13 protein-coding genes are annotated in these 12,596 nt (G+C 41.9%); all 13 read left to right on the top strand.

Annotated elements, in window-relative coordinates:
• The 13 genes from AC3WR0_RS20835 (at position 1) to AC3WR0_RS20895 (ending at position 12,580) form a co-directional block, all read left to right on the top strand.
• Positions 1-1,002 (top strand): ABC transporter ATP-binding protein, encoded by a 1,002-nt coding sequence (locus tag AC3WR0_RS20835; RefSeq protein ID WP_492554083.1) that lies wholly within the window; start codon positions 1-3, stop codon positions 1,000-1,002.
• On the top strand, positions 999-1,802 hold the full coding sequence (locus AC3WR0_RS20840; protein ID WP_492554084.1) for a DeoR/GlpR family DNA-binding transcription regulator: 804 nt from the start codon (positions 999-1,001) through the stop codon (positions 1,800-1,802). Before AC3WR0_RS20835 ends, AC3WR0_RS20840 begins: the two co-directional genes overlap by 4 nt.
• Positions 1,792-2,805, top strand: coding sequence for a histidinol phosphate phosphatase domain-containing protein (locus AC3WR0_RS20845; RefSeq protein ID WP_492554085.1), 1,014 nt, complete (start codon positions 1,792-1,794; stop codon positions 2,803-2,805). The genes AC3WR0_RS20840 and AC3WR0_RS20845 overlap by 11 nt, the downstream gene beginning before the upstream one ends.
• Before the next feature lie 253 nt (positions 2,806-3,058).
• Positions 3,059-3,400, top strand: a complete 342-nt coding sequence (eutS, locus tag AC3WR0_RS20850) for an ethanolamine utilization microcompartment protein EutS (RefSeq protein WP_492554086.1) — start codon at positions 3,059-3,061, stop codon at positions 3,398-3,400.
• Positions 3,401-3,417: 17 nt separating this feature from the next.
• On the top strand, positions 3,418-3,909 hold the full coding sequence (locus AC3WR0_RS20855) for a EutP/PduV family microcompartment system protein (RefSeq protein ID WP_492554087.1): 492 nt from the start codon (positions 3,418-3,420) through the stop codon (positions 3,907-3,909).
• A 133-nt stretch (positions 3,910-4,042) separates the two neighbouring features.
• Positions 4,043-5,479, top strand: coding sequence for a sensor histidine kinase (locus AC3WR0_RS20860; protein WP_492554088.1), 1,437 nt, complete (start codon positions 4,043-4,045; stop codon positions 5,477-5,479).
• Between the two features lie 6 nt (positions 5,480-5,485).
• Complete coding sequence (locus AC3WR0_RS20865; protein WP_492554089.1) at positions 5,486-6,082, top strand: ANTAR domain-containing response regulator; 597 nt, start codon at positions 5,486-5,488, stop codon at positions 6,080-6,082.
• Positions 6,083-6,177: 95 nt separating this feature from the next.
• Complete coding sequence (locus AC3WR0_RS20870; RefSeq protein ID WP_492554090.1) at positions 6,178-7,602, top strand: ethanolamine ammonia-lyase reactivating factor EutA; 1,425 nt, start codon at positions 6,178-6,180, stop codon at positions 7,600-7,602.
• Positions 7,603-7,619: 17 nt separating this feature from the next.
• Entirely contained in the window at positions 7,620-8,984 is a 1,365-nt protein-coding gene (locus AC3WR0_RS20875; protein ID WP_492554091.1) for an ethanolamine ammonia-lyase subunit EutB, read from the top strand.
• Positions 8,985-8,996: 12 nt separating this feature from the next.
• The gene (gene eutC, locus AC3WR0_RS20880; RefSeq protein WP_492554123.1) at positions 8,997-10,031 is read left to right on the top strand and encodes an ethanolamine ammonia-lyase subunit EutC; all 1,035 of its coding nucleotides are present in this window, start codon (positions 8,997-8,999) and stop codon (positions 10,029-10,031) included.
• 14 nt (positions 10,032-10,045) lie between these two features.
• The gene (eutL, locus tag AC3WR0_RS20885) at positions 10,046-10,699 is read left to right on the top strand and encodes an ethanolamine utilization microcompartment protein EutL (RefSeq protein WP_492554124.1); all 654 of its coding nucleotides are present in this window, start codon (positions 10,046-10,048) and stop codon (positions 10,697-10,699) included.
• A gap of 20 nt (positions 10,700-10,719) precedes the next feature.
• Complete coding sequence (locus tag AC3WR0_RS20890) at positions 10,720-12,237, top strand: acetaldehyde dehydrogenase (acetylating) (protein ID WP_492554092.1); 1,518 nt, start codon at positions 10,720-10,722, stop codon at positions 12,235-12,237.
• Between the two features lie 52 nt (positions 12,238-12,289).
• On the top strand, positions 12,290-12,580 hold the full coding sequence (locus AC3WR0_RS20895) for a BMC domain-containing protein (RefSeq protein WP_027322165.1): 291 nt from the start codon (positions 12,290-12,292) through the stop codon (positions 12,578-12,580).
• Positions 12,581-12,596 lie beyond the last annotated feature (16 nt).

The raw sequence follows: 12,596 nt of genomic DNA on the forward strand, positions 1-12,596 counted from the left end.
ATGACTTATGTAACGATTGAAAAAATTAACAAGGCTTTCAAAGGGCAAACGGTGCTGCATGACATCAACCTTTCATTAAAACAAGGTGAATTTGTTACCTTACTAGGACCAAGCGGTTGTGGGAAAACTACATTGTTGAGAATTCTTGCTGGCTTAATTGACCCGGAGCACGGTGTAATAAAGATAGAAGGAAAAGATGTCACGAAATTAAAAGCAAAGGACCGGCAAATCGGAATGGTTTTCCAATCTTATGCCCTTTTCCCGAATATGACTGTCGCTGAAAATATAGCCTTTGGCCTGAAAATGAAAAAACTTGATAAGGCAGCCATTCAGAAAAAAGTAGCTCGGATGGTGGAATTGACAGGATTATCAGGTAAGGAAAATTCCTATCCAAGGGAATTATCGGGAGGGCAGCAGCAGCGTGTGGCCTTAGCCCGGTCCATTGTTACGGGACCAAAGGTATTGCTCCTTGATGAGCCATTAAGTGCCCTCGATGCACAGATACGGAAAAATCTGCAAAAACAGCTGCGTGTTATACAGAAGGAACTGAACATGACGACGGTGCTTGTAACGCATGACCAGGAGGAAGCAATGGCTGTCAGTGACCGAATTTATATTTTAAATGAAGGCTATATTGCACAAAGCGGTACGCCTCATGAAATTTATACGAAGCCTGTAAACGAGTTTGTTGCAAGATTTATCGGAAACTATAATGTTTTCAAAGGGGAAGAATTATCGCTTTTAACTCAAGGAACAGAATTCCCTCACAAACTGTATGCAGTAAGGCCAGAAGCATTCTCTTCGCAAATGATTGATAATTATCTGGAGATTATTGGTAAAGTCGATAAGGTGATGATGCTAGGAAACGTAACCCGTTATGAACTTTTTTCGAAGGGTGTTTCCGTAACAGCGGAACACTTGCACAAATCGAATGAGGATATACAGGAGGGAACATTGAAAACTCTTTATATTGATAAAAAGGATGTGATTCCTCTGGCATGAGCTTCTTGGTAACCGAACGCCATGATTACATTCTAAATCAGCTAGAGCAGAAGAACAAAATACTGGTAGCTTCCCTGGCAATAGAATTAGGGGTTACCCCTGAGACAATCAGGAGAGATCTTGATCTTTTGGAAAAAGAGAAAAAACTGCAGCGGGTACACGGGGGTGCAGTTAAGCATCAGCAAACAAAGAATGAACCACATTTCTCAAAAAAAATGAATTTAAGAGCCTCAGATAAAAAGGCAATAGGACACAAAGCAGCCGAGTTTATCAAGGATGGAGATACCATCATGATTGATATTGGAACCACGACGGTCCATCTCGCAGATGCGATTTCAGATGTTCAGGGTGTAACTATTGTAACCAATTCACTTCCTGCCGCGGATATATTGAATCACCGATTAGAAAATAAGGAATTTGAAGGTAAAGTCATCGTACTTGGGGGAGTTACGATTCCTGAACAAAAATCGATTGTGGGTGCATTGACTTGCAAGATGCTTGATTCATTTCGTTTTGACAAAGTCTTTTTATCATGTGGAGGATTCACACTAACGGATGTAAGCGATTATGATTTGGAGGAATGCCTTGTTTCAACTGCGATGGTTGAGAGGGCGAACCAGGTTTTTTTACTCTCCGATTCTTCTAAAATAAATCAGGAATCCTTCTATAAAATATGTCCATTAACTACAATAGACAATGTGATTTGCAATCAAGATATGCCAAACTTATGGATAGAAAAGGACATGGATACCATGCTTCAATGGATTACAGTCAAAGGTGGCGAAAAACATGAAGGTTGACTATCATTTACATCTTGAAGAAGGCCCCTATTCATTCCGCTGGATGGATCGGACAAATCAAGCTTTAAACTATTTTCGGCCGCTGGATGAAACACCCCACACACGGGGGTGGCTTTCGAAAAGTATGGAACGTTTAGCTAAGAGAATGGAAAAAGGGGCATATGACGCTTCGTGGATTGATCTTTATTTAATAGAAGCGAAACGAAAAGGCCTGAGCGAAGTAGGAATAGTGGATCATTTATACCGTTTTAAGGAGGCCAGGGCTTATTTTGAAAAAAACCTAGACCTGAGCGATTCGGAAATTGGCAAAAAGCAGCGAGTTTGGCTCAATCAGGTTATGACCGAATCAATGGGTAATTTCGTTAGAGCAATGACTGAAGCCAAGAAGAGATGGGCTGATGAAGGCGTAACTCTTCGCCTGGGGATTGAAGCAGACTATTTTCCCGGAAGTGAAGAGGTACTGATAGACCTTCTTGGGAATTATGAGTGGGATTACATAATCGGCTCTGTTCATTATATATATGGGTGGGGATTTGATAATCCTGATACTCAGGAAGAATATAATAAATACCCATTAATAAATTTATATGAAGACTTCTTTAGCGTGGTGGAAAGGGCAATCCGTAGCAGAATATTCCAATTCGTAGCTCATTTGGATAACCTCAAGGTTTTTAATTACCGTCCAGACGAAGACTTGCTTTTACCTCATTATGAAAGAATAGCAAAAGCACTAATAGAAACAGATACGGCTACAGAGATAAATGCCGGTCTTTATTACCGTTATCCGGTTAAAGAAATGTGTCCTAGCCCGGCCTTTTTGACTGTTTTAGTAAATGCCGGTGTGAGTTTTACGACTTCATCTGACTCTCATTTTCCAGATGATATTGGGTCATTTATTGATCAAAATACACAAAGCCTTCTAGAAAAAGGGATAAAGGAAATTGCAACCTTTCAAGAGAGACGGCGGGAAATGAAGGCGATTGGTTTAATGAAAGAAAACTAAATTAACATTCTTAAAGGGTGCTTCTTTTAATAAAGGAAGCTTTTTTCTATTCTCTTATTACTTGGGTTAAATATACCCTTACCAACACCTACCTCTGTTTTATAAACGAAAAATAGCAAGTTTTATTTTGTGAAAATTCAAAAAAGTTAGCAGATGATCCTCAACTATGATATAATAATGAAAAAATAACTAAGGCAACGAAGCCCTTTTCCTTTTGGAATGGGGCTTTTTCTTTTTTTAGGAGGTACTATACATGACTGAGGAAAAAAAGCGATTTATTCAAGAATTTGTCCCTGGGAAACAAATAACATTAAGCCATTTGATTGCTAATCCAGAAGTAGAGTTATTTGAAAAGTTAGGAATACAAAAATCAGGCTCTATTGGCATTTTAACTTTGACTCCAAGTGAAACTGTCATAATCGCCGGAGATTTAGCCACAAAGGCGGCCCATGTGTCAATTGGGTTTTTGGATCGTTTTACAGGAAGCTTGGTTTTAGTAGGCAGTGTATCTGAAGTTGAGATGGCGATGGGGAGAATTAATCAATTCTTATCAGAAACACTTGGCTATACTCCCGCTTCCATAACGATGTCATAGGAGGTGAGGTATTTACGATGTCAAACCGTGCTATGCTGATTGGATCGATTGGTGCAGGCAAATCCACACTAACTAATGCCTTATTAGGACGGAAAGTGGAGGCTGTGAAAACACAATCCCTTCATTATTATGACTGGATTGTTGATACACCAGGTGAATATACTGAAAATCCTCTATTTTATAAATCCATTATGGCAACAGCACTGGAAGTAACGCATGTATTGTTTATTCAAGACGCCACAAATCTAAAAATAACGTTTCCTCCTGGTTTTTCTTCAGGAATTCCAAAATTAGCAATTGGGGTAGTTACAAAGGCGGATTCAGATAAAGCTGATGTTGAACAATCCATCTCTAAATTAAAGAAAGCAATGGTTCAGGGACCTATTGTCGTGACATCCTCTTATAAAAATCAAGGAATTGAAGAGATTAAAGGCTTGGTTTCGTGTAATTCCTATAAAGAGATGAAGGGATATTGCGAAAATGAGAAAAGTTTGAGTCTTTTTTATTGAGTAAGCCTTTTCAAATTACAGAATATTTTGTATAATAGTCCTAACAAATTAATAGGGAATTTAGGCAAAGGCGCCTATCCGCATAGAAGATCTATGTAGATTGGTGCCTTTTTTCATAAAGGGGCATCAACACATGATCGAGCTTAAATGGGAAGTTTCAAGACTTTGCAAAATGTATACCTCTTTACCTGAGAAAGATATCGAGGTTCTCGAAGAAAAAAGCAAGTCATTACAGATGATCGCTGATCTTGCCCAAGGAAATGTTTTTATTGATTGTGCAACTGAGGACCCTGAAACAGCCATAGTGGTCGCGGAAGCGGTTCCGACGACGGTTCCTTCACTATACCAGGACCGGGTAGTTGGAAAAAAGATCTTATACTCGTATGAGCCAGCAGTTTACAAAGCATATCATAGCGGGAAGCCAGCAATGATGAATCGTGCTTTGACACATGAAGGGTCGCATGTCTGTCAAAATGTAACTCCGATTAAAAATGATGAAGGCTCTGTAATAGCATTATTGATTTTGGAAACAGACATTACTCAGCAAGTAGAGCAAGAACACGAGCTTGCCTTGTTATCAGAAACAACCGCGGAATTTGGGCGAACATGGGACATCGTTTTGAAGGACCAAATGATACCTGATTATCTTGAAGAGGCATTAATCCTTTTAGGGGAAGATGGTGCCATCCAGTATGCTAATAATTTTGCAATAGGCCTCATTAAGGAACACAATCCAACTCAACAAAAGAATTTAACGAATCAAAATATACTTATAATTTTACCTTTTATTGTTAAGGCGGATTTTACTCATGGGGGGATTACGCAACGCGAAGTGAGGAGCATGGATAAGGTTTTTATTCTCCGTTCAATATGTTTACTGAACAAAAAGGCTGATTCCAAACGTATACTGCTCTATATTCGCGATATCACAGATTTACGCGATAAGGAGCGACAGCTGATGGTGAATCAGGTAGTGATTAAGGAAATTCACCACCGAGTCAAAAATAATCTACAAACGGTAGCGAGTTTGCTACGCATGCAGATGAGGCGGGGTATACCGGAGGAAACAAAACTTTTATACCAGGAAAGTCTAAACCGTATTACGAGTATTGCTGCGGTACACGATGTGCTGTCAAGCAGTGGGATTGAAAGGGTAAATATGGTGAACATAATCAAAAAGATTACAACTGGACAAGTGTTTTATCCTTATCAGCCAAACTGCTCTGTAGCAATTCACTTATGTACCAAAGATGAAATTGAGCTCCATTCTTCTCAAGCAGTATCCTTGGCTCTGATTGTAACGGAATTGATTCAAAATTGTATGAAGCATGCTTTTATTGGACGTTCCGCCGGCAATGTCACGATACACTTTAAGCAAAATGGCCGATCCATTGAACTTGGGGTGATTGATGATGGGAATGGGATGGACAATGACCTAGAGATAGATCATTTAGGGATTGAAATTGTAAAAAACCTTACAAATTATGACTTGAATGGGGAGTTTGAATTTTTACAGAATTGCGAGCAAGGGACGGAGGCGTGGGTGACTTTCCCTAATAGAGAGGATTGAATGAACATGGGCAAATTAAGAATGATGGTTGTCGAAGATGAGTCAATCTTACGCATGGATATTAAGGAAATGTTAATAGAAGCTGGCTACGATGTAGTAGCAGAAGCGAATTCTGGGGATAAAGCGATTGAATTAGCCGCCCTTCACAGACCTGACTTGATTGTAATGGATATCAAAATGCCCAGGATGAATGGTATTAAAGCAAGCCGTATCATTTATCAGGCGTACCAGATTCCAGTTCTTCTGCTAACTGCTTACAGTGAGCGTGACCTGGTGGAAGAGGCCAAGAACGCATATATTCTTGGATATTTGGTAAAACCCGTATCTGAACGAGATCTTATTCCAGCTGTGGAAATTGCATTAGCCCAAGCGAGCCGATTAAAAACAATGGCAAACGATATTAAAAAAATGGAACAGAAAATCGAAGATCAAAAGCTGATTCAGCGGGCCAAAGGAATTCTTATGGAAGTATACCAGGTGAGTGAGGAGCAAGCGTTTAAAATGTTAAGATCTTATAGCATGAACAATGGTAAATCGATGAAGGCGGTGGCGGATTCGATTATTATCCATAGACGATTGGAAACCGATGTCACAGCAGTTTAATGATAAAAGCATAAAAATAGGCAATGGCGCCTGAATAACGATCATCAGATCGCTATTTAGGCGTCTTTTTGTTTTAAAAGAGGGGGTGAGGATGTATGAAGAGGAATGAGCAAATCATTAGCGCGGGTATTGATATTGGAACAAGCACGACTAAGCTGATTTTGAGCAGGTTTACCCTTATGAATACTGCGGGGTCTTCTCATGTACCTCGTATTGAGATTATTGACAAAGAAATTATCTACAAAAGCTCCCTTTATCGAACTCCGCTTTTAAACGAAACATTGATTGATATGAAGTCTGTTCTCGGGCTTGTTGAGCAGGAATACAAAAAAGCTGGTGTGCGGCCGCAGGATATCCAGACGGGTGCAATCATAATAACAGGAGAGACAGCAACAAAGCAGAATGCAGAAGAAATGCTGTATCTTTTATCCGAACAGGCAGGTGAGTTTTTAGTTGCAACTGCCGGACCTGATCTTGAAGGAATCATAGCAGGAAAAGGGTCGGGTGCGTTCCAACGCTCAAAGGAGACAGGTAAAACCATTGCCAATATCGATATTGGAGGCGGAACTGCTAATATTGCAGTCTACCAGGCAGGGTTATTACGGGGAACCTGCACTCTGCATATCGGGGGACGCCTGATAGAATTTGATAATGGCCAGGTGAAAAATATTTCCCCACCTGTACGGGAATTATTGATGAAATTAGGAATACCCCTTGCAGCTGGCGACGAAGTGTCATTTGACTTTATACGTCCCGTAACAGAAGCAATGGCGCGAATTTTGGTCCATATATTGCAGCGGAAAATTACCCGAGATGACGAGGTCTTGCTTCTCGGACATCCTCCTGATTGGAAGGTTCCCATAGATCAAATCATGTTTTCCGGAGGTGTGAGTGAGTGCATTTATGGACAGGAACCCTCATCTGATTCTTACCCGGATATCGGGATGCATCTTGCAAAAGCTCTTCAAGATAATACAGAACTCCAGGACTGGGATTGGATTCCGCCAGCTGAAACTGTTAGGGCAACAGTTCTTGGTGCCGGAACGCAAACTACACATATCAGCGGAGCAACCATACAAGTGGATCCAGCCAGGCTCCCATTAAAAAATCTGCCTGTTTATCAAATTGGAATGGATCGAAATCTCGAGGATGGTTCTCAAAAAATTAAAAATGCGATCCAGCAGGCCCTTCAAGTTTACGACCCGGCACTTGAAGGGAAAAACTTTGTCTTATATTTAACGGATCTTCCTTTTCTTCGCTTTCGGGATGTCCAGCAATTGGGGAATTGGTTGATTGATGCCTACAGGCTGCAGCCAAACCAAACGAATCCCATTGTCATTGTCCTTCAGGATGACATGGCTAAGGTGCTTGGGCAAACCCTTTTGGCAATGCAGTCTGAGCGGGATGTAATCTGTATTGACCAGATCCTTGTCGAACAAGGCGATTATCTCGATATAGGCAATAAGCTGCAATCAGAAGTGGTTCCAGTTGTCATTAAAACGCTCGCATTTCATTCGTAGGAAGGAGGGAAAGCTTCATGATTATGAAGACTCGTTTGTTAGGCACGGTATACCAATTTCGTAACTTGAAAGAGTTGTTTGCCAAAGCCAATGAAGAAAAGTCAGGAGACCGGTTGGCAGGAATAGCAGCTGAATCTGTCCAGGAGCGGATTGCGGCAAAGCAAGTATTAGCATCGCTCACCATCAGCGATATTCGCAATCATCCACTCCTATCACCGGAGGAAGACGAAGTCTCAAGAATTATTGAGGAACAAGTAAATGAACCAGCCTATCGCAGAATTCAAAATTGGACAATGGCAGAGCTCCGGGAATACATCCTTGATGACAAAACTACAGGTGAGGACCTCCTGAGATTAAGCTGTGGACTCACTAGTGAAATGATTGCCGGAGTCACTAAACTGATGTCCAATCTGGATTTGATACATGCCGCAAACAAATTGGAAATTGTCACGAAATGTAATATAGCCATCGGCCATAAAGGTACACTCGCATCCCGTCTTCAGCCCAACCACCCTACAGACAGCGTAGATGGAATGCTTGCTTCTTTAAAAGAAGGGCTTTCGTACGGAATTGGCGATGCGGTAATCGGGATTAATCCGGTTGATGACTCCGTTGAAAGTGTAAAAAGATTACTGCATGCGACCCGTGATTTTATAGTAAATTGGAATATCCCAACACAAAATTGTGTACTTGCGCATGTCACCACTCAAATGAAGGCCATTGAGCAGGGGGCTCCGGCTGATATGATTTTTCAAAGTATCGCCGGAACCGAAGCGGCCAATAAATCATTCGGCATCACAGCATCGTTATTGGATGAAGCAAATGCAATGATCCGGCAGCTAGGGACATCTGCAGGTCCACAGCGTTTATATTTTGAAACAGGCCAGGGCTCAGAGCTTTCTGCTGAAGCACATTTTGGGATTGATCAAATGACGCTGGAATCCAGAAATTACGGTTTTGCAAAAAGGTATGATCCATATATTTTAAACACGGTTGTCGGGTTTATTGGACCGGAGTATTTGTACGACTGTAAGCAAGTGGTTCGTGCAGGGCTTGAGGACCACTTTATGGGCAAAATGCATGGGATTCCAATGGGAGTGGATATTTGTTATACGAACCATATCCAAGCTGATCAAAATGATATTGAGGATTTAGGGGTGCTGCTTACTGCTGCAGGAGTAAACTTTGTTATCGCAACTCCGATGGGAGATGATTGCATGCTAAATTATCAATCTCTTAGTTATCATGATGTGGCAACATTACGCCAGACGATGAATCGCCGGCCGGCCCCATTGTTTGAAGCATGGCTGGAGAACGTCGGGATCATGAAAGATGGCAAACTTACATCCCATGCGGGAGATTTAACCCTGTTTCATAAGTAAGGAGGTGAGATGATGAACACAGAGTTAATTGAGACCATTACAAAACTGATACTGGAAAAGATCGGAGATGCATCGGAATATAAAGAGGTTCCGGCCACTTCGTCCGAATTAGACGCTGGAATGGTGAAGCTATGGGACCATTTATCATCTGAAAATCACTATATGGTTGTGGGTACCGAAAAAGCAGCAGATCCATATTCAGCATTGAATTCAGATGAGCTAGTGAAACTTTTGGGTCATGCAGAATCTCCTGAAACCAATATTGACTGCAGCGAGACGGCGGTGGAGGATAGGATTCTTCCCGAATTGCAAACTCGAATAGGTGTCAGCTCCCCACTTAATGCAGAAGCATTGCGGGATTCGGTGACAAAAACACCGGCAAGGGTAGGTGTCGGAAGAGCGGGTCTTCGTCCTAAAACGGAAACATGGCTGAGATTTCGTTTGGATCACGGAGCTGCTGTAGATGCAGTGTATGGAAACGTTCCAGAGGAATTGCTTGAATCTCTTAAATTCTTTTCAGTCAGTACGATGACAGACCATAAAGAGGAATATATCCGCCGGCCTGACCTGGGAAGAAAATTGTCCGAACAAGCGAGAATGACCATTCGGGAAAAATGCCTATTCAAATCGAAGGTGCAAATTATTGCTTCGGATGGGCTTAGTTCACAGGCAATTGAAAAAAATCTAGAGGATGTTTATTTATCTTTTTTACAATCGCTTGATCATCTAGGGATTGGCTATGGAACACCTTTTTATATTGAGAAAGGCAGAGTGGCTTCAATGGATGATGTCGGAGAGATTTTAGAGCCTGAAGTGGTAGTTCTATTTATCGGTGAACGTCCTGGGCTCATAAGTTCAGAATCTCTTAGTGCCTATATTTGTTACAAGCCAAGAAAAGGAACAATCGAAGCCGATCGAATGGTCATTTCAAACATTCATAGAGGCGGTATTCCACCGGTGGAGGCAGGTGCTTATTTAGGCAGTGTAGTACAAAAGGTTCTAAAGTACCAGGCGAGCGGTGTCTCACTGGTGCAAAAAGAAGGTTAGGAAGGATGGAATCGATGGAGATTCGGCCTGTTAAAGCAGAAATTTTAGCTGTTCGTATCATCCCCAATGCAGATTTAGCACTTGCTCAGCCTTTTAGTCTAAAGCCTTATCAGCGAAGCCTCGCAATATTGACGTGCACCATTGATGATGTGGGGTATACGGCTCTTGACGAAGCTACAAAACAAGCGGATGTAGAGGTTGTTTATGCCAGATCATTTTATGCGGGAGCAAGTCACGCATCAGGTCCGTTGTCGGGGGAATTTATTGGCATTATTGCAGGACCTTCTCCTGATGAAGTAATTAGCGGGATAGATACTGCAAAAAATGTAATTGAAAATGAAGCATATTTTGAAGCCATTAATCCGGAAGGGACACATTCAATGTACGCTCATGTTGTGACAAGAACCGGAAGTTATTTATCCAAGGTTGCAAACATTGAAGAAGGTGCTCCGCTTGCCTACTTAATTGCCCCGCCATTGGAGGCCATGTATGGTCTGGATGCTGCATTAAAAGCCGCTGATGTTCAATTGGCTGCCTTTTACGGTCCGCCTTCTGAAACAAATTTCGGCGGAGGACTTTTAACGGGAAGCCAGTCAGCCTGCCATGCAGCCGCAGAAGCTTTCAGGCAGAGCATTCGGGAGATCGCCCGGAACCCAATCGATTATTAACTCGGAAAGGAGGGGAACAAATGCAAATGGATCAGGACCTTCTCTCACTCCAGGAGATGAGAGATGCGGTTAAAAAAGCAAAAGAGGCACAAAAACTTTATGAGGAATTTTCACAGGATGCAGTCGATCGGATTGTGCAAGCCGCCGCTTATGCAGCTTTTGCTAAAAAGGATGAGCTTGGCAAAATGGCAGTAAAAGAAACAAGTATGGGAGTCCCCGAGCATAAGGCAATCAAAAACGAAGTAGCTTCTATGGGAGTATACGAATCCATTCGGGAAATGAAGACTGTGGGGGTGATTCGTGAGAATAAAAATGAAAAAATACTGGAGATTGCCAGCCCCTTCGGTGTAATTGCAGCGATTGTGCCAACAACCAATCCAACATCTAGTGCTATTTTTAAAAGCTTAATAGCACTAAAAACAAGAAATGCTGTCGTATTCAGTCCGCATCCGTCCGCTGCGAGATGCACGGTAGAAGCAGCCAGGATTTGTCTGGAGGCTGCTGTAAATGCAGGTGCTCCTGAAGGAATTATCGGCTGGATCACAAAACCAACCATGGATGCTACGCAGGAATTAATGCAGCATGGTGATGTGAACCTAATACTCGCAACAGGAGGAGGAGCACTTGTCCGGACAGCTTATTCTTCAGGAAAACCCGCATATGGCGTAGGTCCAGGCAATGTCCCGTGCTACATCGAAAAAACAGCCGATATTCAAAAGGCTGTGAAACGGATTGCGGACAGTAAAACATTTGATAACGGAACCATATGTGCTACTGAACAAGCTTTGGTGGTTGATCGAAACATACGGGAGATGGTCATTCGGGAATTTAAGAAACACGGTGCTTATTTCTTAAATGATGAAGAAAAACGAAAGCTCGAAATTGTTGTTTCTCCATCACCGGGAAAATTAAATCCGAAAATCGTAGGCCGCCATGCATTGGTAATAGCAAAAATGGCTCAGATTGAGGTTCCGGAGGACACAAGGATTCTAATTGCTGAAGAAACAAAGGTGGGCAAAGATGTTCCGCTTTCAATTGAAAAACTTGCACCAGTGTTTCCTTTTTATACGGTTGATGGAGAAAAGCAAGCCGCCTCAATCTGTGACCAGCTTTTATCAATAGGAGGCAGAGGCCATACCTTGGCCATTCATTCTACTGATGAAATGGTCATTCGCAGATTTTCACTTCAGATGCCTGTATCTAGAATATTAGTCAATACACCATCCTCAATCGGTGCTGTAGGCGGAACAACAGGATTAAAACCTTCTTTAACACTTGGATGTGGCGCTTATGGAGGAAATATCACTAGTGACAATATTAGTGCTGAACATTTAATGAATATTAAACGTATTGCATATGGCATAAAGGAAATCGAAGTTCCATTGACACAAACGACTGTCCAGCCGGATAGCTCTTCAATGATGAAGGACCAAATCCAATCAGTCGTAGAAAAGGTTCTTGCGGGGGTCGGAAGAGATACTTCAGTAGACCAGCAAACCATTACCCAAATGGTGTCCAAAGTATTGGCTCAAATGTAACGGATTCATAGAAAACAAAACTTATAAATTTAAATTTTAGGAGGAAATTGATATGACAAGAGAACTTACTGCTCTAGGAATGATTGAAACAAAAGGATTAGTTGCTTCGGTAGAGGCTGCGGATGCAATGGTAAAAGCTGCAAATGTCCATTTGGTTGGTAAAGTTCATGTTGGGGGAGGACTGGTAACAGTACTTGTACGCGGAGATGTAGGTGCAGTAAAAGCAGCAGTTGACGCAGGAGCTGCAGCAGCACAAAGAGTTGGAGAACTGTTATCTACCCATGTAATCCCACGTCCACATAACGAATTGGAAAGTATTTTACCGCAAATTCAGGCAGAGTAAGGAAAGTGAGGGGGAA

Source organism: Neobacillus sp. FW104-15D2, from assembly GCF_058790155.1.

Bases quoted from the DNA above. Each gene is read 5' to 3' on its own strand.
- AC3WR0_RS20835 (WP_492554083.1), top strand. From the start codon at position 1: ATGACTTATGTAACGATTGAAAAAATTAACAAGGCTTTCAAAGGGCAA.
- AC3WR0_RS20840 (WP_492554084.1), top strand. From the start codon at position 999: ATGAGCTTCTTGGTAACCGAACGCCATGATTACATTCTAAATCAGCTA.
- AC3WR0_RS20845 (WP_492554085.1), top strand. From the start codon at position 1,792: ATGAAGGTTGACTATCATTTACATCTTGAAGAAGGCCCCTATTCATTC.
- eutS (WP_492554086.1), top strand. From the start codon at position 3,059: ATGACTGAGGAAAAAAAGCGATTTATTCAAGAATTTGTCCCTGGGAAA.
- AC3WR0_RS20855 (WP_492554087.1), top strand. From the start codon at position 3,418: ATGTCAAACCGTGCTATGCTGATTGGATCGATTGGTGCAGGCAAATCC.
- AC3WR0_RS20860 (WP_492554088.1), top strand. From the start codon at position 4,043: ATGATCGAGCTTAAATGGGAAGTTTCAAGACTTTGCAAAATGTATACC.
- AC3WR0_RS20865 (WP_492554089.1), top strand. From the start codon at position 5,486: ATGGGCAAATTAAGAATGATGGTTGTCGAAGATGAGTCAATCTTACGC.
- AC3WR0_RS20870 (WP_492554090.1), top strand. From the start codon at position 6,178: ATGAAGAGGAATGAGCAAATCATTAGCGCGGGTATTGATATTGGAACA.
- AC3WR0_RS20875 (WP_492554091.1), top strand. From the start codon at position 7,620: ATGATTATGAAGACTCGTTTGTTAGGCACGGTATACCAATTTCGTAAC.
- eutC (WP_492554123.1), top strand. From the start codon at position 8,997: ATGAACACAGAGTTAATTGAGACCATTACAAAACTGATACTGGAAAAG.
- eutL (WP_492554124.1), top strand. From the start codon at position 10,046: ATGGAGATTCGGCCTGTTAAAGCAGAAATTTTAGCTGTTCGTATCATC.
- AC3WR0_RS20890 (WP_492554092.1), top strand. From the start codon at position 10,720: ATGCAAATGGATCAGGACCTTCTCTCACTCCAGGAGATGAGAGATGCG.
- AC3WR0_RS20895 (WP_027322165.1), top strand. From the start codon at position 12,290: ATGACAAGAGAACTTACTGCTCTAGGAATGATTGAAACAAAAGGATTA.